The following is a 19,659-nucleotide window of genomic DNA, read 5'->3' as shown; positions in this document are numbered from 1 at the left end:
GTTGTCACTGGTGCGGCCTACTGTCTTCGGTATGGAACGCACCTCGTCATCGCCGGCGCCCGTCGTGCGGATCGCGCCCTGGTCGGACGGCGACCTGGAGCTGCTCCGCCGCGCCAACGCGCCGGAGCTGATGGACCACCTGGGCGGCCCCGAGTCCGAGGAGCAGCTCATGGCGCGCCATGACCGCTATGTCGCGCTGAGCGAGGACCGGACGGGCCTCGGCAGGATGTACCGGATCGCCCTGACCGACGGCGATGGGGACGAGGCCGTGGGGACCATCGGGTTCTGGGAGCGGACCTGGCGAGGGCAGGAGGTGTACGAGACGGGGTGGGCCGTCCTCCCGGGATACCAGGGGCGGGGCATCGCGGCGACCGCGGCCATGGCTGTCGCCGAGCAGGCCCGGGCCGAGCACAAGCACCGCCATCTGCACGCATACCCGTCCGTGGACAACGCCGCGTCGAACGCGGTGTGCCGCAAGGCGGGCTTCACCCTGATCGGCATGTGCGACTTCGAGTACCCGCCCGGCCATGTGCTGCTGACGAACAACTGGCGGCTGGAACTCGCCCCGGAGGCCGCCCCGTAGCTCAGCGCGGAGCTCAGCCCCGGTCCCGGACCAGCCGCTTGGTGAAGCTGAAGGCGACGATGGCCAGCCGCTCCCGCAGATAGAAGCGGTGGGCATCCGTGCGGTGGGTCCCCGAGTCGAGACTGAACTCCAGGCATCCCGACTCCTGGGCGCGCTGCTCCAGATAGCCAAGGAGCCGGCTGCCGACGCCGGTGGAGCGGGCGTGCTCCGCGGTGACCAGATCGTCGACGTACAGCTTGCGGATCTGGCTGGTGTTGTCGACGACGCGCCATCCGGCTGCGCCCACGCATACGCCGTCGTCGTCGTAGCAGGCGGTGAAACGGAGCCCCTGCGCGTGTCCCTTCCCGTACACCTCTCGGAAGAGGTCCTCCGTCAGATGCGGACGCAGTTCACGCAGGACAGGAAGCAGGTCGTCGGCCAGCCGGGCATCGCCGGGCTCGAGATCGAGAATTTTCATGGCAGAACTGTAGGTGGGTCGCGCGGGGCCCGAAAACGCTCTGCCGGGCGGGCCCTGCCCGGGCAATCAAGCTGCAATGCACAGCTTCTGCCTAATACAACTGAATACCCTGCAGACCTACCCGGACGCCCTGCCGCGTTCCGCGCCCGAGCCACCACCTCTCCCCCCACGAATCCCCTGGCTGCCGCGGACCACTCAATGGCATCCTGGCGACGTGAACGGACCGGAGATCCACCTCGAGGTCGACCCCGAACTGCGACTCTTCGTCGCGCACGAGCGCCGCAACGGGCGCACGGCCGTGATCACCGACGGCGCCTCGACGCTGGGCCATGTCGTGGAGTCGCTCGGGGTCCCGCTCACCGAGGCGGGCCAACTGCTCGTCGACGGCCGCCCCGTCCCGGCCTCGCACATCCCGGGCGCGGGCGAACTCGTGGAGGTGCGCGCGGTGGCACGCCCCCAGCGCATCGAAGGCGCGCCACTGCGCTTCCTCCTCGACGTCCACCTCGGCACGCTCGCCCGGCGGCTGCGGCTGCTGGGCGTCGACGCCGCGTACGAGAGCGCGGACATCGGCGATCCCGCACTGGCCGCGCTGTCGGCGAGGGAGCAACGGGTGCTGCTCTCGCGCGACCGGGGTCTGCTGCGGCGCCGGGAGATCTGGGCGGGTGCGTACATCTACAGCGACCGGCCGGACGACCAGCTACGGGACGTACTCGAACGGTTCGCACCGGTGCTGGCGCCGTGGAGCCGGTGCACCGCATGCAACGGGCAGCTCGCCGAGGCCGACAAGGACTCCGTCAGCGGGCAGCTGGAGCACGGCACGCAGCGGTCGTACGACGTCTTCGCGCAGTGCGTGGAGTGCGGTCGGGTGTACTGGCGCGGCGCCCACCACGCACACCTGGAGAAGATCGTCGCCAGCGCGGTCCACGAGTTCGGTGACGCCTCCGATCAAGCCGGGCCACTCGTGTAGACGGTGTCCGGCCGAGCCCCCGCCGAGGCGAGCGGGACCGTCAGCGGGCCGTCACGGCCGCTCGGCGGAGCGCCGCCGGCGGCGCTGCGGGCCGCCCTCACCCGATGACCGGCGCACACACCACCGCCGCAGCCGCGTGTCCGGCCACACCGAACACGCGCCTGCGGAGTCAGAAGACGTATTCGTCCCCGGTGGCGGGTGCCAGCACCTCATGCTGGTCGTTCTGCGGGTTCCGGTCGGTCACGCCGCCGTTCCACGCGGTGTCGATCCGTACGACCGCCTCGTTCGGCCGCCCCGCGAGCTGCAGTTCGAGCGCGAACTGCCGCCCCGCCGCCCCACCCGCATGCAACGGTCCCGTCCGGCACAGCACGGTGCGGGCGTTGGCCTGCAGACAGGCGCTCGGCATCTCCTGCCTGCCGGTGAGGGCCACCGAGAAGCGCAGCCGCACGGTCGAGCGCATCACGTCCGACGGGCCATGATTCTCGCTGAGCAGCCAGACTCCGAGCTCCTCGCCCCACAGCGAGACGTGGCCGTGGTGGGAGATGTCCGCCTCCGGTGCAACCGACCGGTACGCCGGAACCGGCATGGCCGCAACTGCGGCCGCCGGCACGGGCGCCGGGACCGCCCCGGTCGCCTTTCCGGCCCCCCACATCACAGACGACACCGTCGTCGCAGTCGCCATCGCGACGAAGACCATCAGTCGAGCCCTACGCGTCAGTACCATGTCCCGAAGATACTGATCACGCCGAATCGTCCTTATTTACACACCGGCTCGACACACCAACTCCACCCACCTGCCCCACCGTCCGGATCACCTCCCCCGTCCGGCCTCCCCCGCGTCATCGCGCCCCGCCCACGTGAAACGCTGCTCCCATGGTCGTCGCCCGCTCAGTCGCGCTGTTCGTCGTCGCCGCGCTCTTCGAGATCGGCGGCGCCTGGCTCGTCTGGCAGGGCGTGCGCGAGCACCGGGGCTGGATCTGGATCGGCGCCGGAGTCATCGCCCTCGGCGCGTACGGCTTCGTGGCCACGCTTCAGCCGGACGCCGAGTTCGGCCGCGTCCTCGCCGCGTACGGCGGTGTCTTCGTCGCGGGTTCGATCGCCTGGGGCATGATCGCGGACGGCTACCGCCCCGGCCGCTGGGACGTGATCGGCGCGCTGATCTGTCTGGCCGGCATGGCCGTGATCATGTACGCCCCCCGCAACCATTGACCGCGCCACCGATCACCCCGATGACCAGCACCGACCGCACCGACCGCACCGCTGACCGCGCCACCCCGACGGTCGGCCGACGAACCGCCGCTCGTCCCGCCTGCCTATCCTGAACCTGTACCGATCAGCTGTCCGAGGAGTCGAGTCCGCATGGCCGCCACCCCCATCGCCGTGATCACCGGAGCGAGCAGCGGCATCGGCGCCGCGACTGCCCGCCGGCTGGCCGCCGCCGGCTACCGCGTCGTCCTGACCGCCCGCCGCAAGGACCGGATCGAGGCACTCGCCGCCGAGATCAACGAAGCAGGCCACGAGGCCACGGCGTACGCCCTGGACGTCACGGACCGCGAGGCCGTCGATACGTTCGCCACCGCCTTCCGCACCCTCGCCGTCCTCGTCAACAACGCGGGCGGCGCCCTCGGCGCCGACCCCGTCGCCACCGGCGACCCGGCCGACTGGCGCCAGATGTACGAGACGAACGTCATCGGCACCCTCAACGTCACCCAGGCCCTGCTCCCCTCCCTCACCGCAAGCGGGGACGGCACGATCGTGGTCCTCTCCTCGACGGCGGCTCTCGCCTCGTACGAGGGCGGCGGTGGCTACGTGGCCGCCAAGCACGGCGAGCACGTCCTGGCCGAGACCCTCCGCCTGGAGATCGTCGGCACCCCGGTCCGCGTCATCGAGGTCGCCCCCGGCATGGTCAGGACGGAGGAGTTCGCCACCACCCGGTTCCGTGGCGACACCGAGAAGGCCGCCAAGGTCTACGCGGGCGTCGACGCCCCCCTCACCGCCGACGACGTGGCCGACACGATCTCCTGGGCCGTCACCCGTCCCAGCCACGTCAACATCGACCTGCTGGTGGTCCGCCCCCGCGCCCAGGCCTCCAACTCCAAGGTCCACCGCACCCTCTGACCGCTGACGGCCGGCAGACCCGCACACGGACACGCAGAAGAGCCCCGGACCACCACCACAGGGTCCGGGGCTCTTCCGTTCATCGGCGCGAGAGGCACTCAGCCCTTCACGCACACCACCTGCTTCAGCTTCGCGACGACCTCGACGAGGTCCCGCTGCTGCTCGATGACCTGCTCGATCGGCTTGTACGCCCCCGGGATCTCGTCCACGACGCCGGAGTCCTTACGGCACTCCACACCCCGCGTCTGCTCCTCCAGGTCCCGCGTCGAGAAGCGCCGCTTGGCCGCGTTGCGGCTCATCTTCCGACCGGCGCCGTGCGAGGCCGAGTTGAACGACTTCGCGTTCCCGAGGCCCTTCACGATGTACGAGCCGGTGCCCATCGATCCAGGGATGATGCCGAGGTCCCCCGACCCGGCCCGGATCGCGCCCTTACGGGTGACCAGCAGGTCCATGCCCTCGTACCGCTCCTCCGCCACATAGTTGTGGTGGCAGGAGATGACCGGGTCGAAGGTCACCCGGGCCTTCTTGAACTCCTTGCGGACCACGTCCTGGAAGAGCCCCATCATGATCGCGCGGTTGCGCTTCGCGTACTCCTGGGCCCAGAACAGGTCGTTGCGGTAGGCCGCCATCTGCGGCGTGTCCGCGATGAAGACGGCCAGGTCGCGGTCGACCAGTCCCTGGTTGTGCGTCAGCTTCTGCGCCACCCCGATGTGGTGCTCGGCGAGCTCCTTGCCGATGTTCCGGGATCCGGAGTGCAGCATCAGCCAGACCGAACCCGACTCGTCGAGACAGAACTCGATGAAGTGGTTGCCCGACCCGAGCGTCCCCATCTGCTTCGTGGCCCGCTCCCGACGGAACTTGACCGCATCGGCCACCCCCTCGAACCGTCCCCAGAAGTCGTCCCAGCCCGCCGTCGCGAAGCCGTGCAGCCGCCCGGGGTCCACGACGTCGTCGTGCATCCCACGGCCCACCGGAATGGCCTGCTCGATCTTCGATCGCAGCCGCGACAGATCTCCCGGCAGGTCGTTGGCGGTCAGAGAGGTCTTCACCGCGGACATTCCGCAGCCGATGTCCACCCCCACCGCAGCCGGGCAGACCGCGCCGTGCATCGCGATCACCGAGCCGACGGTCGCACCCTTGCCGTAATGCACGTCGGGCATGACCGCGAGCCCCTTGATCCAGGGCAGGGTGGCCACATTCTGCAGCTGCTGCATCGCGCCGCCCTCGACCGAAGCCGGGTCGGCCCACATGCGGATCGGGACCTTGGCCCCCGGTACCTCTACATACGACATAGTTCCTCGATTCCCCCGAAAAGTCAGAAAGCGCAAAACCGGTGCCAAGGTCGGCAAATGAGTCGGTCGACCGGCATTCACAGCGGCGCGTGCGATACACATTGTGTCCACCGGCCGCCATCGAGCGGCAACCGTTTTTCGCACGAAGGGAGCCCAGGATCGTGCGACGAATGGCGTACGTACCCGGCGCCGCGCTCCTTGCAGCGCTTGTCGTCGGCTGTAGCGCCGGCACCGGAACCGACGGCTCCGCCGCCGACAGCAGGCCCGGCGGCCCGACGACCTCCCCCGCCGCACCGGCGGGCAAGTACCGCACACTTCCCGACCCTTGCCGCTCCGTCACGCACTCCACCCTGAAGGACCTGCTCCCGGGTGTCGCCGAACTGCCGGAGGACCAGCAGGAGAAGGCGTACGCGGGAACGGCCGCCCTGACCTACGACACGGACCGCCGTGTCGGCTGCACATGGAAGTCCGAGGCCCCGGACTCGTCCCGCAGCCTCTCCCTCGACTTCGAGCGGGTCGTCTCGTACGACACCTCCGTGAGCGACGACGACCGCGCCGACGAGGTGTACGGGAAGAAGGAGGCCGCCGCCCATCTGCCGTCCTCCGCATCGGACGCCCCCTCGGACACCCCCTCGGACTCGAGCTCGCCCTCCGGCTCGGCACCGAGCGACGGGAAGACCGACGAGGAGACCGGCGGAAAGAGCGGCGACGGGTCCACCGAAGCCGCCGAAGACCTTCAACCGCGCGTCCTCGACGACCTCGGAGATGCCGCATTTCTGGACGATCTGCTCGTTCAGGCAGGTTCCGCCGCACAGCACCGGACGGTGAGCGTGGTATTCCGCACATCGAACGTCATCGTGACCGTCCAGTACACCGAGCAGCCCGCCCTCTCGACGGAGATCCCCGACAGCAAGGAACTGCAGGAGAAAGCCCAGGCGCTGGCCCGGAAGCTGGTCGACAAGTTCGGCGAATAGCCCCGCGCCGATCGCCCCGGACCGGCGCCGGTCCCCCTCGGCGGCCCACCCGGTCGAGGCGGCATCCGGCCGCCGTACGTCGTACCGTGGCCCTCCGGAACACCCGCCCGACCGCCCACCCGCGCCGCCCGCGCCACCCGAGTGAAGGAACCATGCACCGATCAGCCTCGCGACTCACCCGCATACTCGCCTGCGCCGCCGTCCCGGTGATGCTCGTCGTCGCCGGCTGTTCGTCGGACTCCGGCAGCAAGAAGGAGTCGGACGGCTCGTCCTCCTCCGCTCCGGGCGCGAAGAAGTCGGTGGCGGCGGTCGCGCCGGCGAAGTTCGCCGAGCTGCCCGACCCGTGCAAGGCGATCTCCACGAAGACGATCACCTCGCTGGTCCCCAAGGCCAAGAGCAAGGCGGGTTCACCGGCCACGTCCAGCGACACCTCGGCGCGCGCCGGCTGCTCCTGGAACGGCCTGGACGACAACGGCGTCAAGGGCTCGCAGTACCGCTGGCTCGACGTCGGCTTCACCCGCTTCGACTCGGACCAGGCCCTCGGCAGCGGCGCGAAGCGCGCCGCGGACGACCTCACGAAGCAGCTCGCCAAGACCAGGACGGCCGAGGGCGCGAAGAAGATCGCGGAGTCCCCCGTCAGCGGTATCGGCGAGCAGGCCACCAAGGTCACGTACGACCTCAACAAGACCGGCGAGGACTTCAAGTACGCGACGATCGTGGCCCGCACGGGGAACGCCGTCGTCACCCTGACCTACAACGGCGCGGGTTACGCGGGTGCGAAGACGCCGTCCGGCGCCGACATCCTCAAGGACGCCGAGAAGGCCGCCAAGGAAGCCGTCGCCGCGGTCGCCGACGCCAACGCCGCCCCCGACGACAAGCAGTCGAGCCCGTCCGCGAGCCCGTCGAAGTCGGCCAAGTCGTCGAACTAGGCGTCACGGGGAACCGGACCCGGCGCCGCTCGCCCGGCAGCCGCCCCGATCCCCAACCCCCCTGGCCAGAAGTAGTTTTACGAAGCCCGGTCCTGCCCCGAGGACCGGGCTTCGCCCCTCCCCGCGCAACGAACTCCACACACATGTGCCAGGCTGTGCCCGCCAGAAGTCGAAGAAGGGGACACAGGGAGGGGATCGCGGGTGGCCGCGATGCAGCTGACACGCACGCACCGGGTACTCATCGGGGTCGTCGTCGCCGGCGCGGCAATCATCGCCGCGATCGGCTTCGCGGGCTCGTACGCCGCCGTGCGCGCGCTCGCAGAACAGAAGGGCTTCGGGAACTTCTCCCTGGTCTTCCCGATCGGCATCGACGCGGGCATCTGCGTACTGCTGGCGCTGGACCTGCTCCTGACCTGGATGCGGATACCGTTCCCGCTGCTGCGCCAGACGGCCTGGCTGCTGACCGCCGCGACGATCGCCTTCAACGGCGCCGCGGCCTGGCCCGACCCGCTCGGCGTCGGCATGCACGCGGTGATCCCGGTGCTGTTCGTGGTCGCGGTCGAGGCCGCCCGGCACGCGGTCGGCCGGATAGCCGACCTGACGGCCGACAAGCACATGGAGGGCGTCCGGCTCACCCGCTGGCTGCTCTCCCCCGTCCCCACGTTCAAGCTGTGGCGCCGGATGAAGCTGTGGGAGCTGCGTTCGTACGAGCAGGTCATCAAGCTCGAACAGGACCGGCTGATCTACCAGGCCCGGCTCCAGGCCCGTTTCGGCCGGAACTGGCGCCGCAAGGCCCCCGTCGAGTCGCTGATGCCGCTGCGGCTGGCAAAGTTCGGCGTTCCGCTGGCCGACACCGGTCCGGCCGGCCTGGCCGCAGCGGGCATAGAACCGGTCCTGCTGCCCCCGGCCCCGGCTCCGGCCGCCGTCGAGACGGTCCACCCCCAGGCCGAATTGCCGTACGCCCCGCAGCCGCAGTACGCCGAGCCCCCACAGCACCAGCCACAACACCCGCAGCAACAGCACGCCCACCCCTCCGACCCCGCCGGCGAGGAATGGCCGCAGGAGGGCCCCGGCTCGCACGAGAGCCCGTGGTTCGCGGCGCCGCAGGTCCCGGAGGGCGCGTACGAGGGTACGTACAACCCGACGTACGTCGAGGGCCTCGAGCCCACCCCGGTCATGATCCCCTCGGGCCCGGGCGGCCGCACCCGCCCGCTGGGCAACGTGGGCACGATCGGCGCGGTCCCCCACCCCCGTAGCGAAGAGCCCCTGCCGGAGTCGCCGGAGCAGCCTCAGCAGCCCCAGGAGCCCGCGGCGGACCCGGTCGAGTGGGCGCAGGAGGACGCGGAGTTCGGCGAAATCGCCTACGAGGTGTTCAGCGCGTACACGCACCAGCACAACGACTACCCGAGCGTCGAGGTCCTCGACATCCATCTCTCGGACGGCCACAACGTCAGGCATCCGCGCAGCGCGGCCCTGCTCCGCCGTCTGCTGCCGGGTTTCAAGCAGCGCTTCGACAACGAGATGGCCGAGAACCACATCGCGTGAGCGATCCGGTCCCGTCACCGCTCGAGGACGGACCGGAACCGGCAGGACGGAGGGCCGTCACCCGCATCACCGGGTGACGGCCCTCCGTACAGCGGGGGCTACACGCCCAGCAGCTTCCGCACCCGCTCCGCACCCACGGCCAGCAGCAGCGTGGGCAGCCGCGGCCCGGTGTCCCGGCTGACGAGCAGCCGGTACAGCAGCGCGAAGAACGAGCGCTGCGCGGTCTTCAGCTCGGGCGTCGGCTTGGCGTCCGGCTCCAGCCCGGCCAGGATCTTCGGCACGCCGTAGACGAGCGTCGTCAGCCCGTCCAGCGACCAGTGCGAGTCCAGCCCGTCGACGAGCAGCTGCAGCGACCGGCGCCCCTGCTCGTCCAGCGAGCCGAGCAGCTCCTTGTCCGGCTCGTCGCGGACGATGGTGCGGGCCTCGGCCGGAACCTGGCTGGTGATCCAGTTCTCCGCGCGGTCGAGCCGCGGCCGTGCCTCGTCGAGCGACGTCAGCGGGTTCTCCGGGTCCAGGTCGCTCAGGATGCGCAGTGTCTGCTCGTCGTGCCCGGCCGTGATGTCGACGACGGACGCGAGCGTGCGGTACGGCAGCGGGCGCGGGGTACTCGGCAGCTCACCGGCGGCCGTGCCGATGGCCCGGGCGTACGCGGCGGCGTCGGCGGGCAGCACGGAGCCGTCGGTGACCTTGCGGCCCAGCGAGTCCCACTCGTCGTACAGCCGCTGGATCTCCTGGTCGAAGGCGATCTTGAAGGACTGGTTGGGCCTGCGGCGCGCGTACAGCCAGCGCAGCAGCGGTGCCTCCATGATCTTCAGCGCGTCGGCCGGGGTCGGCACGCCGCCCTTGCTGGAGGACATCTTCGCCATGCCGGAGATGCCGACGAAGGCGTACATCGGGCCGATCGGCTGCACACCGTCGAAGACCTCGCGGACGATCTGGCCGCCGACCACGAACGACGAGCCGGGCGACGAGTGGTCCACACCGCTGGGCTCGAAGATCACGCCTTCGTACGCCCAGCGCATCGGCCAGTCGACCTTCCAGACCAGCTTGCCGCGGTTGAACTCGCTGAGCCGGACGGTCTCGGCGAAGCCGCAGGCGGTGCACGTGTAGTTCAGTTCGGTCGTCTCGTCGTCGTACGACGTGACGGTCGTGAGGTCCTTCTCGCAGTTGCCGCAGTACGGCTTGTACGGGAAGTAGCCGGCGGAGCCACCGCTGCCGTCGTCCTCACTCGCCGCGCCGGAGCCCGCCTCGGCCTCGAGCTCGGCGTCGTCGACCTTCTTCTGCTGCTGCGGCTTCTTGCCCTTGCCCGCGGCCGCCGGGTCCTTCTTCGTGCGGTACCGGTCGAGAACGGCGTCGATGTCGGCGCGGTGCCTCATCGCGTGCAGGATCTGCTCGCGGTAGGCCCCCGCCGTGTACTGCTCGGTCTGGCTGATGCCGTCGTACTCGACACCCAGTTCGTCCAGCGCGGCCGTCATGGCGGCCTTGAAGTGCTCCGCCCAGTTGGGGTACGCGGACCCGGCCGGGGCGGGCACGGACGTCAGCGGCTTGCCGATGTGTTCGGCCCACGACTCGTCGACGCCCGGGACGCCCGCCGGGACCTTCCGGTAGCGGTCGTAGTCGTCCCAGGAGATGAGGTGCCGGACCTGGTGACCCCGGCGGCGGATCTCGTCCGCGACCAGGTGCGGGGTCATGACCTCGCGGAGGTTGCCCAGGTGGATCGGGCCCGACGGCGAAAGACCGGACGCGACGACGACCGGTTTGCCAGGCGCACGACGCTCCGATTCGGCGATGACCTCGTCCGCGAAGCGGGAGACCCAGTCGGCCTCGGTGCTGCTCTGACTCTGAGCCACGGTCGGCACGTCCTTCTCTCTGGTAGGGCTCGTAGGGGCACCGTCCATTCTCCCAGGTCCCACCGGCAGCGCGAAAACGGCTTTACAGTGCGTGGGATACTGGGCGTGATCCCTCGTACCCCTACGGAAACGGCAGCCGTCCCATGGCCTCGGTCAATTCCCTCGCTTCCACGCTCCAGCAGCAGCTGGCGGACGCCCTGACGGCAGCTCTGCCGGATGCCGGCACCGCGGACCCGCTGCTGCGCCGAAGCGACCGGGCCGACTTCCAGGCCAACGGGATCCTGGCCCTCGCCAAGAAGCTGAAGGGCAACCCGCGCGAGCTCGCGTCCCAGGTCACGGCCGCGATCCCGGCGGGCGACCTGATCAAGGAGATCGAGGTCTCCGGCCCCGGCTTCCTGAACATCACGCTCAGCGACAAGGCGATCATCGAGACCCTGGCCGCGCGCGCCGCGGACGACGAGGGCCGGCTCGGTGTGCCGTACGGGCAGAACGCGGGCACGACGGTCGTCGACTACGCGCAGCCGAACGTGGCCAAGGAGATGCACGTCGGTCACCTCCGGTCCGCGGTGATCGGTGCCGCCATGGTGGAGGTCCTGGAGTTCACCGGCGAGACCGTGGTCCGGCGCCACCACATCGGCGACTGGGGCACCCAGTTCGGCATGCTCATCCAATACCTGATCGAGCACCCGCAGGAGCTCGACCACCGGGGCGGCGAGGAGCAGGACGGCGAGGCCGCCATGTCCTCGCTGAACCGGCTCTACAAGGCGTCGCGGGCGCTCTTCGACTCCGACGAGGAGTTCAAGGCCCGCTCCCGGGACCGGGTGGTCGCGCTCCAGGCCGGTGACGAGGAGACGGTCGCGCTCTGGCAGCGGTTCGTCGACGAGTCGAAGATCTACTTCTACTCGGTCTTCAACAAGCTCGACATGGAGATCCGCGACCCCGACATCGTCGGCGAGTCCGGTTACAACGACATGCTCGAGGAGACCTGCCGGATCCTGGAGGAGACGGGCGTCGCCGTCCGCTCCGAGGGCGCGCTGTGCGTGTTCTTCGACGACGTGAAGGGCCCGGACGGCAACCCGGTCCCGCTGATCGTCAAGAAGACGAACGGCGGGTACGGCTACGCGGCGACCGACCTCTCCGCGATCCGCGACCGGGTCCAGAACCTCAAGGCGAGCACCCTGCTGTACGTCGTGGACGCGCGGCAGTCGCTCCACTTCAAGATGGTCTTCGAGACGGCCCGCCGGGCAGGCTGGCTGAACGAGGACGTGAAGGCGCACCAGCTGGCGTTCGGCACGGTGCTCGGCAAGGACGGCAAGCCCTTCAAGACCCGTGAGGGCGAGACGGTCCGGCTGGTCGACCTGCTGGACGAGGCGATCGAGCGGGCGACGGCCGTCGTGCGCGAGAAGGCCGAGAAGGTCGGCCTGACCGAGCAGGAGATCGTCGAGAACGGCGAGTACGTCGGTATCGGCGCGGTGAAGTACGCCGACCTCTCCACGTCCGCCGTGCGAGACTACAAGTTCGACCTGGACCAGATGGTGTCGCTGAACGGCGACACGTCCGTGTACCTCCAGTACGCGTACGCCCGTATCAAGTCCATCCTCCGCAAGGCGGGTGAGATCCGGCCGGTCGCGCACCCGGAGCTGGAGCTGGCCCCGGCCGAGCGGGCGCTGGGCCTGCACCTGGACCAGTTCGGCGAGAACCTCGCCGAGGTGGCGTCCACGTACGAGCCGCACAAGCTGGCCGCGTACCTCTACCAACTGGCCTCGCACTACACGACGTTCTACGACCAGTGCCACGTGCTGAGCGACGACAACCCCGCCGAGGTGGTCGAGAACCGGCTCTTCCTCTGCGACCTGACCGCCCGCACCCTGCACCGGGGCATGGCGCTGCTCGGCATCCGCACCCCCGAGCGTCTCTGACCCTCCGTCTCCCCCTGTGACCTGCAAAATCGCCTATTGACCGGAGGTCGGTAGCCGGGCGACAGTGACGCGGCCGACCTGTTCGGCACGGACACGAAGTCACAGGGTGGGGACGGACCATGCAGGTTGACGGCGAAGAGGACAGACCGGCGCGCGCGGAAGCGGAAGCGCTGTTGCGGGCGGGGCGGCTCTTCGAAGCCCGGTGCACGGCACAGGACGCGCTCGACGCGGACGGGCCGGACGCCGGGCTCTACGCCGTTCTGGGGCGGTCCCATGCGGCTGAGGACGCGGATGACGAGGACGATCTCGCCGAACGGGTCTACCGCAGAGGACTGGCCGCGTTCCCCGACGACCTCGATCTGCTCGCCGCCTATGCGGAACTCTGCCTGAACAGCGACCCGTTCGACCGCCCCGCCCGGTACGGGCACGGCCCTGAGCTGGCCGAGCGGCTGCGCGAACTGGCGCCGGGCTCTCCGCAGGCGCTCCGCGTCGAACAGGCCGCCTCGCGCCGCGGCAGGCTCACCGGCAGGACCGGCCCGCAGCCGCCGTCGGCGTCCCGTGCCCAGCGTCACGACGCCCGCGAGGCACTGACCGCGGCCGCGGCAGCAGGCGTGGCTCCGCGCGAGGCCGCGCGCAGCGCCCGGGAACAGGCGGACGAGCGCCCGTCCGACCTCCGTCTCGGCGTGCGCGCCGAGACCCTCGCGGCACTGGCCCGCCCCGGCCTGGCTCCGCTCCGTCTCCTGGTACGCGCTCCGCTGGCAAGCCTGGCGGCGCTCTCGGTGGCCGTGGGCGCCGCCGCCCTGGCCGTACCGGCGCTCCACCTGCCGTGGTGGGTCTCGTTCGCGGGCCCGGTGCTCTGCCTGCCGCACCGGATACTCGTGCTCCTGCTGCGCGCGGCCCGTCGGCGGGCAACGACCACCGCCTCGCCCATCGGCGCCGAGGCGCCGGACCCGACCGCACACCCGACCGCATACCCCATGCTGCAGCCCGTCCCGACGATCTCGCGCAGGGAGCTGGCCGTGTCCTTGACCGCAGCTCTCGTCGTCATCGCGGCAGTGACCACCGCAGGGGTGTGGTCGGACGCCCGGTACCGGTCCTACCCGCACTACACGGCATCCCCTCCGGCGGCCTTCCGAGGAGCGCAACTGCTCCCCGACACCCCGGCCGGAACCGCCCTCAGCAATGCGTTGACGGTCGAATGGGACTTCGGGGACGGTGAGCCGTTCACGTACATCTACGGGACGCCGGGCCGCGCGCAGCCCGAGGCCATGGTGTTCGGCGCGACCGGCGACTTCCACGACACCTCGCCCGATGTCGTCGGCTTCTTCGAGCAGGGGCTGCGGCACATCACCTCGACGGCCGGCACCCCCTGGAACGCCGACCCGGGCGATGACGGCGGGTGGCTGCGCTGTGTGGCGTACACGCCCGTTTTCGCCGACGGTGCGCACCAAGTGGCGTGCAGCTGGGCCGACAAGGGCAGTGTGGGCACGGTCGTCGTCAACGAGGAGGGGCTGGACCACGAGTCCGCAGCCGGGCTGACCCGGGCGCTGCGCCACGCGATCCTGCACACCGGTCCCGAGGTCTGACAGGGTCCGCCGTCCGTGGCCCGGAATCTGCGGCCCGGTCCTCGTATCAGCCGGTGGACCACCGTGCGGTGTCGTTGACGTAGGAGTACTGCGGCCGTGCCTTGATGCTGCTCGTACGGAACGGCTTCCCGCCGTCGTCGATGCGCAGCGTCCCTTCGTTGCCGCCGCTGCTCCACTCCAGCTCCAGGTACCAGCTGACGTCATGCCCTTCGACATGTGCGTCGAGGTCGAACACCTCCACATCGGTGGACGTCACCCGGAACGGGAAGTCCTTCGGCGGCACCGGTGCGCCTGCGTGCTCCCCCGCCACCGGCGTGAGCGTCGGGCGGTTGTCGTCCAGGTCCACATCGAAGGACTGCGGCGTGATCCCGCCTCCGCAGCCCTCACCCATCGAGTACGCCGACCACGCCAGCGGCGCCTCCCGGGACAGCACCCGGACATGCAGGCCGTGCAGGACGACGGCCTGCCCCGACCTTCCCTGCACGGTGAGTTCGAGCAGCATGTCGCCGCCGTCCACACCGCCGAGCGCCTTCGCCCAGCCGCGGGTGTCCTGCGGCGCGGGCGGCGGCGGCACGGAATCCGGCTTCTGGTCCAGCAGGTAGTGCTGCCCGCAGGGCGCCTCCCAGTTGTACGAGCTGATGGTGACGTCCGGGGCGGCGCCCCCGTTCCCCTGCTTCGGCGCGCCCTGCCCGCCGGGCGTGGCAGCGCCGCCGGAGGCGGCGGACGAGGCGCTCGGGGTACCGGAGTTGCCGGGCGTGCCCGACGGCTTGTGAGCGCTGGGCGACGCGAGTTCGCTCGCATCGTCGTCCGGCAGCTGGGCGGCCCCGCCGACACCGTCCACTTCGGCGGGGGCCTCGCTGAGGTCGGAGCCCGAACCCGAGAGGCTCAGATCGCTGACGATGAGGGTGGTGGGCACGGTGAGTACGACGGCGGCTGCGGCGAGCAGAACGCTCATCCGGGGGGTGGACAGGAACCAGCGGGGCGAAGTCCCCTCGGCCGCCACGGTTCCGGGCCCGGGCCCTTCGTCCGTGTCCCTCTCGCCGTCCACCGCCGGAGCCGCAGCCCGGGCCGGGGGTACCGACGGAACCACAGCTTCCGACACCGGTGCAGGAACAGGTGTTGCGGCCTCGGTCTTGGTCCGCCGTCTCGCGGCCTCTGCCACGATCCACCGTCGGTGCAGCTCCACGAGCTCATCGGGCGTCGCCTCGCACAACCGCGCCAGCCGCTCCACAGGGGCGTACTCATTGGGTACGGCGTCACCGTTGCAGTACCGGTGGAGCGTCGACGTGCTGACATGCAGTCTTCCCGCGAGTACCCCGTAGCTTCGCCCCGAACGGTCCTTCAGTTCCTTCAGCAGAGCTGCGAATTCCGCGGCTTCCGGCGTCGCCACTGCGGCGTTCCCCCTCCTGGTCCGTCCCGGAACACCGTTCCAGGGACGTGGAATCTGCCCAGCTCACAGTACGCGCAGGCATTCCGGCATCCCCAATGGTCCGGCGGGCGTTGCGGCCGGAATCCGCCACCCCGCAGTCTGTGACCAGACCGCAGGAACCATCGGGATGAAGCCGTGCGAACTCGCTTCCGCATCGAGCTGATCGATGCCGTGGCCATGGGCGTAGTGATCGTCACCAGCACGATCGTCATGGTCCTGATCGGCCACAACTGAGACCACCGAACAACACACGGGGAGTACCACAGCCATGCGCAACAACCGCATCCGCACGACCGCCCTCGCCGCGACCGCCCTCCTCGCCGCCCTCTCACTCACCGCCTGCAGCGGTGCCGACGGCAAGGCGGGAGCGGCGGCTCCGGCGGCCGGCACCACCAGCGGGCAGTCCCAGGTCACCGGCACAGGCACGGACGACAAGCCTGCCGGCAACGCGCCCCGGCCCACGGCCCGGCCCGCGTCCGTCGCCTCCCAGGGCTCCACCTCGAACACCGGCGGCAACGCCGGTTCCGGCAAGGACGGCAGCACCACCGGCAGCAGCAACACCAGCCGCCCGGCCACCGCCACCTGCATCGGCGAGAACACCGAGGTCACCCTCAGCAAGGTGAGCCGGCCCATCAACCACCTGCTGCTCACCATGACCAACACGGGTTCCCGGGCCTGCAACGCCTACCACGCGCCCAAGCTCCGGTTCGACGACGCCCAGGCCGTCTTCCCGATCCTGGACGACAGCCGGCCGCAGGCCGTGGTGACGCTCGCCCCGGGCAAGTCCGCGTACGCCGCCATCCTGCTGACCGGCGACGTCGAGACGAACGACCAGTACAAGGGCAGCGACCTCACGGTGCACTTCTCCGCCAAGGACCCCTCGGGCTCCACGGGCACCGTCCCGGACGAGCTGACACTTCCGGCCGGCACCTACTGGGACGACAAGGGCTTCGTCACCTACTGGCAGAGCGACATGGCCGACGCCCTCACGTACTGAGTGCGCCGAACGCGCCTCGCACGCACCGCGCCGAGCCACGCCCCGGACGCCGCTCAGTCCCGGTGGTCCGGGGCCACCCGGTCCAGCAGGCGCAGCATGGCCGCCCACGCCAACTCGTAGGCCCCGTCGTCCTGGAAGTCCGCGTCCGCCTCGCCCGCGAGCTGACGGGCGGTGTACTCGCAGGTCTCGGGGGAGGGGACGGTCAGCGGTCCGCCGCCCGCCTGCGCGGTGACCTGGATCTCGCAGGCCTTCTCCAGGTAGTACATGCGCAGGAAGGCCTGGGCCGCGCTCTCACCGACCGTCAGCAGACCGTGGTTGCGCAGGATCAGCGCCGGGTGGTGGCCGATGTCGTCGACCAGGCGCTTCTGCTCGTCGAGGTTGAGGGCGACGCCCTCGTAGTCGTGATAGCCGACGCGGTTGTAGAACTCCATCGACATCTGATTCAGCGGCAGCAGTCCGTCGCGCTGCGCCGCGACGGCGCAGCCGGCCCTGGTGTGGGTGTGCAGCACGCAGTGGGCGTCCTCGCGCGCGGCATGGATCGCGCTGTGGATGACGAAGCCGGCGGGATTGACCGGATACGGGGTGGGCTCGACCGGGTTGCCCGCCAGATCGATCTTGACCAGGTTGGAGGCGGTGATCTCCTCGAAGAGGAGGCCGTAGGGGTTGATGAGGAAGTGGTGATCGGGCCCCGGAAGCCGCAGCGAGATGTGCGTGAAGATCAGGTCGGTCATCCGGAAGTGCGCCACGAGCCGGTACACGGCGGCTAGTTCGCGCCGCAGCCGCGTCTCCTCGTCGACTGCGTCGGTAGTCTGCACGTCGGTCATGAGGGGGCTCCTTCGAGGGTCGGGTCGACCACCGGGGTGAGGGGTCGTCCGGTGCGGTGCCAGGCGATGACGTTCTCGGCGGGTGCGCACACGTACGCCCGCTGCGATGCGTCGGAGAGATAGGCGCTGTGCGGCGACAGCTGGATGCGCGGGTGGCTGCGCAACGGGTCGTCGAGCGGTGGGGGTTCTACCGGGAACACGTCCAGTGCCGCCGCCCCGAGCCGACCGCTGTCGAGGGCGGCCAGCAGGGCCGCGGTGTCGACGAGTTCGCCGCGGGCGACGTTCACGAGGAAGGCGCCGGGTCGCATCCGGGCGAGCAGTGCCGCATCGACCATGCCGCGGGTCTGCGGAGTCAGCGGCGTGTGCAGGGAGAGCACGTCGGAGGCGGTGACCAGCTCGTCCAGGCCGAGCCGCTCGACGCCGTCGGGCCACCCCGCCTCGCCGGCGTGCGGGTCGTACGCGGCGACGCGGCCGAAGACGGGTGCCGCGATCCGGGCCAGGGCCCTCGCGATACGCCCGAAGCCCAGCAGTCCGAGCGTCAGCTCACCTGCTCTGCGCGGGACTTCGGCGAACTCGGTGTTCCATCCGCCGCCGCGCACGGTGGCGTCGGCCTGGGGCAGCGCGCGCACCAGGCTGAGCGCACCGGCCAGCGCATGCACGGCGACGTCCTCGGTCGCGGCATGCGGAAGGTTGCTCACCCACAGTCCGCGTCGCCGCGCCTGCACCGTGTCGATCATGTCGTACCCGGCGGACATGGTGGCCAGCATCCCCACACCGGGCAGGCGGTCGAGCAGCCCGGCCTCCACGGGCGCGTAACCGACGATCAGCGCGACGGCGTCACGTGCGACGGCCGCGATCGCGTCCGGGTCGCGGCTGCCGACGACGCGCGTGTCGAATCCCGCGTCGGCCAGCAGCCGTGCGCCCGGACCGACGTCGAGTTCCTCGGGGTCCGTGAACACCACCAGGGGCCGGTTCATCTCATCCTCCTCAAGCTCCTCGGAGCGCCACGCAATAATGATTCGTTCGCAACACTCGCGCAGAACCTACGTTTCATCCGGCAAAATTGTCCAGGGATGGTGATGCGATCGTCGAAGACGCGCATCATCCGGGTCCGGCCCCCGCACCCCGGTGGTCGAGAATGGACCCCACCCCGGGCGCTCCCGCCCGGGCAGTCGAGCCGAGGGGAAGCGCTCAGGTGGATCTGGACCACACCGATCTGGCCGTCGTCCGCGAACTGCAGACGGACGGCCGCCTGACGTACGAGACGCTGGCGCAGCGCGTCGGCCTCTCCCGGCCCGCCACCCGCGCCCGGGTACAGCGGCTGCTCGCGGGCGGCGGCGTGCGAGTCGTGGCCGTCGTGCATCCCGTCGTACGGGAGCTCACCACATCGGCCCACCTGTCGATCGGCGTGAGCGGCCCGGCCGAACCGGTGGCCCGTGCGATCGCCGCCATGCCGCAGGCACCGTTCGTCACACTCACCGCGGGCAGCCGCGCCGTCATGGCGGAGCTGCGCACCAAGGGACTGACCGAGCTGGACCGGGCCGTGGAGTCCATCCGCTCCCTGAAGGGTGTGGACGTGGTGGATCCACTGATCTCCCTGGAGCACCTCAAGGACCCGTATCTGCTGGCGGGCCGGCCCGAGGTGCCGGAGCTGGACGAGACGGACCGGCTGATCCTGGACGAGCTGGAACGCGACGGGCGGCTGCCCTTCGCGGAACTCGCCGAGCGCGTGGGTCTCTCACCCGGCGCCGCCCGGGCCCGCACACTGCGCCTGCTCGACGGCGGTGTCGCCAAGGTGCTCGCACTGGTGCGGCCGGAGCTGCTGGGGCTGGGCCTGCTGTGCGGTTTCGCAGTACGGCTGGACGGCGAGCGGGATGCGGTTGCGCGACGCGTGGCCGCCTGGGAACGGGTCTCGTTCCTCTCCGCCTGCATGGGGCGCGCGGAGCTCGTCGGAACGATCAGCGCGGAGTCCCTCACGGCGGTGCGCGACACGCTGGAGGACATGCGGGCCTGTCCGGGCGTGCGCGCGGTGGAGAGCTGGATCCATCTGGAACTGATCAAGGAACGCTACGACCTGACCAACCACACGCCCTGACGAGAAACTTCGCCGCACTGCGACCATGCCGGACGATACGTAAGCCAAACACGCCATCACATTCCGAAAAATTTGTGAGTGAGGGGTCTAGGCA

At 70.4% G+C, this 19,659-nt stretch carries 18 protein-coding genes; 11 read left to right on the top strand and 7 right to left on the bottom strand.

Going from position 1 to position 19,659, the window contains the following annotated elements; genetic code table 11:
• Positions 1–31: 31 nt before the first annotated feature.
• Entirely contained in the window at positions 32–583 is a 552-nt protein-coding gene (locus OHB49_RS24230) for a GNAT family N-acetyltransferase (protein WP_329162953.1), read from the top strand.
• A gap of 13 nt (positions 584–596) precedes the next feature.
• Here OHB49_RS24230 and OHB49_RS24225 read toward each other — a convergent pair whose 3' ends face one another.
• The gene (locus OHB49_RS24225; RefSeq protein ID WP_030974289.1) at positions 597–1,040 is read right to left on the bottom strand and encodes a GNAT family N-acetyltransferase; all 444 of its coding nucleotides are present in this window, start codon (positions 1,038–1,040) and stop codon (positions 597–599) included.
• Between the two features lie 214 nt (positions 1,041–1,254).
• On the opposite strand from OHB49_RS24225, the gene OHB49_RS24220 reads away from it, so the two are divergent.
• Positions 1,255–2,007, top strand: coding sequence for a Mut7-C RNAse domain-containing protein (locus OHB49_RS24220; protein WP_030974287.1), 753 nt, complete (start codon positions 1,255–1,257; stop codon positions 2,005–2,007).
• A 169-nt stretch (positions 2,008–2,176) separates the two neighbouring features.
• Here the strand turns inward: OHB49_RS24220 and OHB49_RS24215 are convergent, their stop codons facing one another.
• Positions 2,177–2,731 (bottom strand): hypothetical protein, encoded by a 555-nt coding sequence (locus OHB49_RS24215; protein WP_329162949.1) that lies wholly within the window; start codon positions 2,729–2,731, stop codon positions 2,177–2,179.
• A gap of 149 nt (positions 2,732–2,880) precedes the next feature.
• Here OHB49_RS24215 and OHB49_RS24210 point away from each other — a divergent pair, with 149 nt between their 5' ends.
• Both OHB49_RS24210 and OHB49_RS24205 read left to right on the top strand, forming a co-directional pair.
• Positions 2,881–3,216 (top strand): YnfA family protein, encoded by a 336-nt coding sequence (locus OHB49_RS24210; RefSeq protein ID WP_030974282.1) that lies wholly within the window; start codon positions 2,881–2,883, stop codon positions 3,214–3,216.
• A 150-nt stretch (positions 3,217–3,366) separates the two neighbouring features.
• Positions 3,367–4,125, top strand: coding sequence for an SDR family NAD(P)-dependent oxidoreductase (locus OHB49_RS24205; protein WP_329162947.1), 759 nt, complete (start codon positions 3,367–3,369; stop codon positions 4,123–4,125).
• A 98-nt stretch (positions 4,126–4,223) separates the two neighbouring features.
• On the opposite strand, the gene OHB49_RS24200 is transcribed toward OHB49_RS24205, so the two are convergent.
• Complete coding sequence (locus OHB49_RS24200) at positions 4,224–5,417, bottom strand: RtcB family protein (protein ID WP_030974278.1); 1,194 nt, start codon at positions 5,415–5,417, stop codon at positions 4,224–4,226.
• A gap of 170 nt (positions 5,418–5,587) precedes the next feature.
• Between OHB49_RS24200 and OHB49_RS24195 the strand changes: the two genes are divergently transcribed.
• The 3 genes from OHB49_RS24195 (at position 5,588) to OHB49_RS24185 (ending at position 8,865) form a co-directional block, all read left to right on the top strand.
• A complete protein-coding gene (locus OHB49_RS24195) occupies positions 5,588–6,391 on the top strand; it encodes a DUF3558 domain-containing protein (protein WP_329162946.1) in 804 nt (267 codons plus the stop codon).
• A gap of 152 nt (positions 6,392–6,543) precedes the next feature.
• Positions 6,544–7,320 (top strand): DUF3558 family protein, encoded by a 777-nt coding sequence (locus OHB49_RS24190; protein WP_030974274.1) that lies wholly within the window; start codon positions 6,544–6,546, stop codon positions 7,318–7,320.
• 201 nt (positions 7,321–7,521) lie between these two features.
• Entirely contained in the window at positions 7,522–8,865 is a 1,344-nt protein-coding gene (locus OHB49_RS24185) for a DUF2637 domain-containing protein (RefSeq protein ID WP_329162944.1), read from the top strand.
• 98 nt (positions 8,866–8,963) lie between these two features.
• Here the strand turns inward: OHB49_RS24185 and lysS are convergent, their stop codons facing one another.
• Positions 8,964–10,724 (bottom strand): lysine--tRNA ligase, encoded by a 1,761-nt coding sequence (gene lysS, locus OHB49_RS24180; protein WP_329162942.1) that lies wholly within the window; start codon positions 10,722–10,724, stop codon positions 8,964–8,966.
• Between the two features lie 134 nt (positions 10,725–10,858).
• Here lysS and argS point away from each other — a divergent pair, with 134 nt between their 5' ends.
• Positions 10,859–12,634 carry an arginine--tRNA ligase gene (gene argS / locus OHB49_RS24175; RefSeq protein WP_313937870.1) on the top strand — a complete coding sequence of 592 codons (1,776 nt, stop codon included), beginning with the start codon at positions 10,859–10,861 and terminating at the stop codon, positions 12,632–12,634.
• Between the two features lie 119 nt (positions 12,635–12,753).
• Entirely contained in the window at positions 12,754–14,220 is a 1,467-nt protein-coding gene (locus OHB49_RS24170) for a hypothetical protein (RefSeq protein ID WP_329162940.1), read from the top strand.
• A gap of 46 nt (positions 14,221–14,266) precedes the next feature.
• On the opposite strand, the gene OHB49_RS24165 is transcribed toward OHB49_RS24170, so the two are convergent.
• The gene (locus OHB49_RS24165; protein WP_329162938.1) at positions 14,267–15,610 is read right to left on the bottom strand and encodes a helix-turn-helix domain-containing protein; all 1,344 of its coding nucleotides are present in this window, start codon (positions 15,608–15,610) and stop codon (positions 14,267–14,269) included.
• Positions 15,611–15,917: 307 nt separating this feature from the next.
• On the opposite strand from OHB49_RS24165, the gene OHB49_RS24160 reads away from it, so the two are divergent.
• The gene (locus OHB49_RS24160) at positions 15,918–16,646 is read left to right on the top strand and encodes a DUF4232 domain-containing protein (RefSeq protein ID WP_329162936.1); all 729 of its coding nucleotides are present in this window, start codon (positions 15,918–15,920) and stop codon (positions 16,644–16,646) included.
• A gap of 53 nt (positions 16,647–16,699) precedes the next feature.
• Here the strand turns inward: OHB49_RS24160 and OHB49_RS24155 are convergent, their stop codons facing one another.
• A complete protein-coding gene (locus OHB49_RS24155) occupies positions 16,700–17,470 on the bottom strand; it encodes a class II aldolase/adducin family protein (RefSeq protein ID WP_329162935.1) in 771 nt (256 codons plus the stop codon).
• On the bottom strand, positions 17,467–18,447 hold the full coding sequence (locus tag OHB49_RS24150) for a C-terminal binding protein (RefSeq protein ID WP_329162934.1): 981 nt from the start codon (positions 18,445–18,447) through the stop codon (positions 17,467–17,469). The genes OHB49_RS24155 and OHB49_RS24150 overlap by 4 nt, the downstream gene beginning before the upstream one ends.
• A 218-nt stretch (positions 18,448–18,665) precedes the next feature.
• On the opposite strand from OHB49_RS24150, the gene OHB49_RS24145 reads away from it, so the two are divergent.
• Entirely contained in the window at positions 18,666–19,565 is a 900-nt protein-coding gene (locus OHB49_RS24145; protein ID WP_329162932.1) for an Lrp/AsnC family transcriptional regulator, read from the top strand.
• The last annotated feature ends 94 nt before the right edge of the window (positions 19,566–19,659 follow it).

It is taken from the genome of Streptomyces sp. NBC_01717, from assembly GCF_036248255.1.
Classification (GTDB): domain Bacteria; phylum Actinomycetota; class Actinomycetes; order Streptomycetales; family Streptomycetaceae; genus Streptomyces.
The sequence above is the reverse complement of the archived record's forward strand: the minus strand, read 5'-3'. Positions and strand labels throughout refer to the sequence as shown.

Coding starts and splice junctions, on each gene's coding strand:
- OHB49_RS24230 (WP_329162953.1), top strand. CDS start 32: ATGGAACGCACCTCGTCATCGCCGGCGCCCGTCGTGCGGATCGCGCCC.
- OHB49_RS24225 (WP_030974289.1), bottom strand. CDS start 1,040: ATGAAAATTCTCGATCTCGAGCCCGGCGATGCCCGGCTGGCCGACGAC.
- OHB49_RS24215 (WP_329162949.1), bottom strand. CDS start 2,731: ATGGTACTGACGCGTAGGGCTCGACTGATGGTCTTCGTCGCGATGGCG.
- OHB49_RS24210 (WP_030974282.1), top strand. CDS start 2,881: ATGGTCGTCGCCCGCTCAGTCGCGCTGTTCGTCGTCGCCGCGCTCTTC.
- OHB49_RS24205 (WP_329162947.1), top strand. CDS start 3,367: ATGGCCGCCACCCCCATCGCCGTGATCACCGGAGCGAGCAGCGGCATC.
- OHB49_RS24200 (WP_030974278.1), bottom strand. CDS start 5,417: ATGTCGTATGTAGAGGTACCGGGGGCCAAGGTCCCGATCCGCATGTGG.
- OHB49_RS24195 (WP_329162946.1), top strand. CDS start 5,588: ATGGCGTACGTACCCGGCGCCGCGCTCCTTGCAGCGCTTGTCGTCGGC.
- OHB49_RS24190 (WP_030974274.1), top strand. CDS start 6,544: ATGCACCGATCAGCCTCGCGACTCACCCGCATACTCGCCTGCGCCGCC.
- argS (WP_313937870.1), top strand. CDS start 10,859: ATGGCCTCGGTCAATTCCCTCGCTTCCACGCTCCAGCAGCAGCTGGCG.
- OHB49_RS24170 (WP_329162940.1), top strand. CDS start 12,754: ATGCAGGTTGACGGCGAAGAGGACAGACCGGCGCGCGCGGAAGCGGAA.
- OHB49_RS24160 (WP_329162936.1), top strand. CDS start 15,918: ATGCGCAACAACCGCATCCGCACGACCGCCCTCGCCGCGACCGCCCTC.
- OHB49_RS24155 (WP_329162935.1), bottom strand. CDS start 17,470: ATGACCGACGTGCAGACTACCGACGCAGTCGACGAGGAGACGCGGCTG.
- OHB49_RS24150 (WP_329162934.1), bottom strand. CDS start 18,447: ATGAACCGGCCCCTGGTGGTGTTCACGGACCCCGAGGAACTCGACGTC.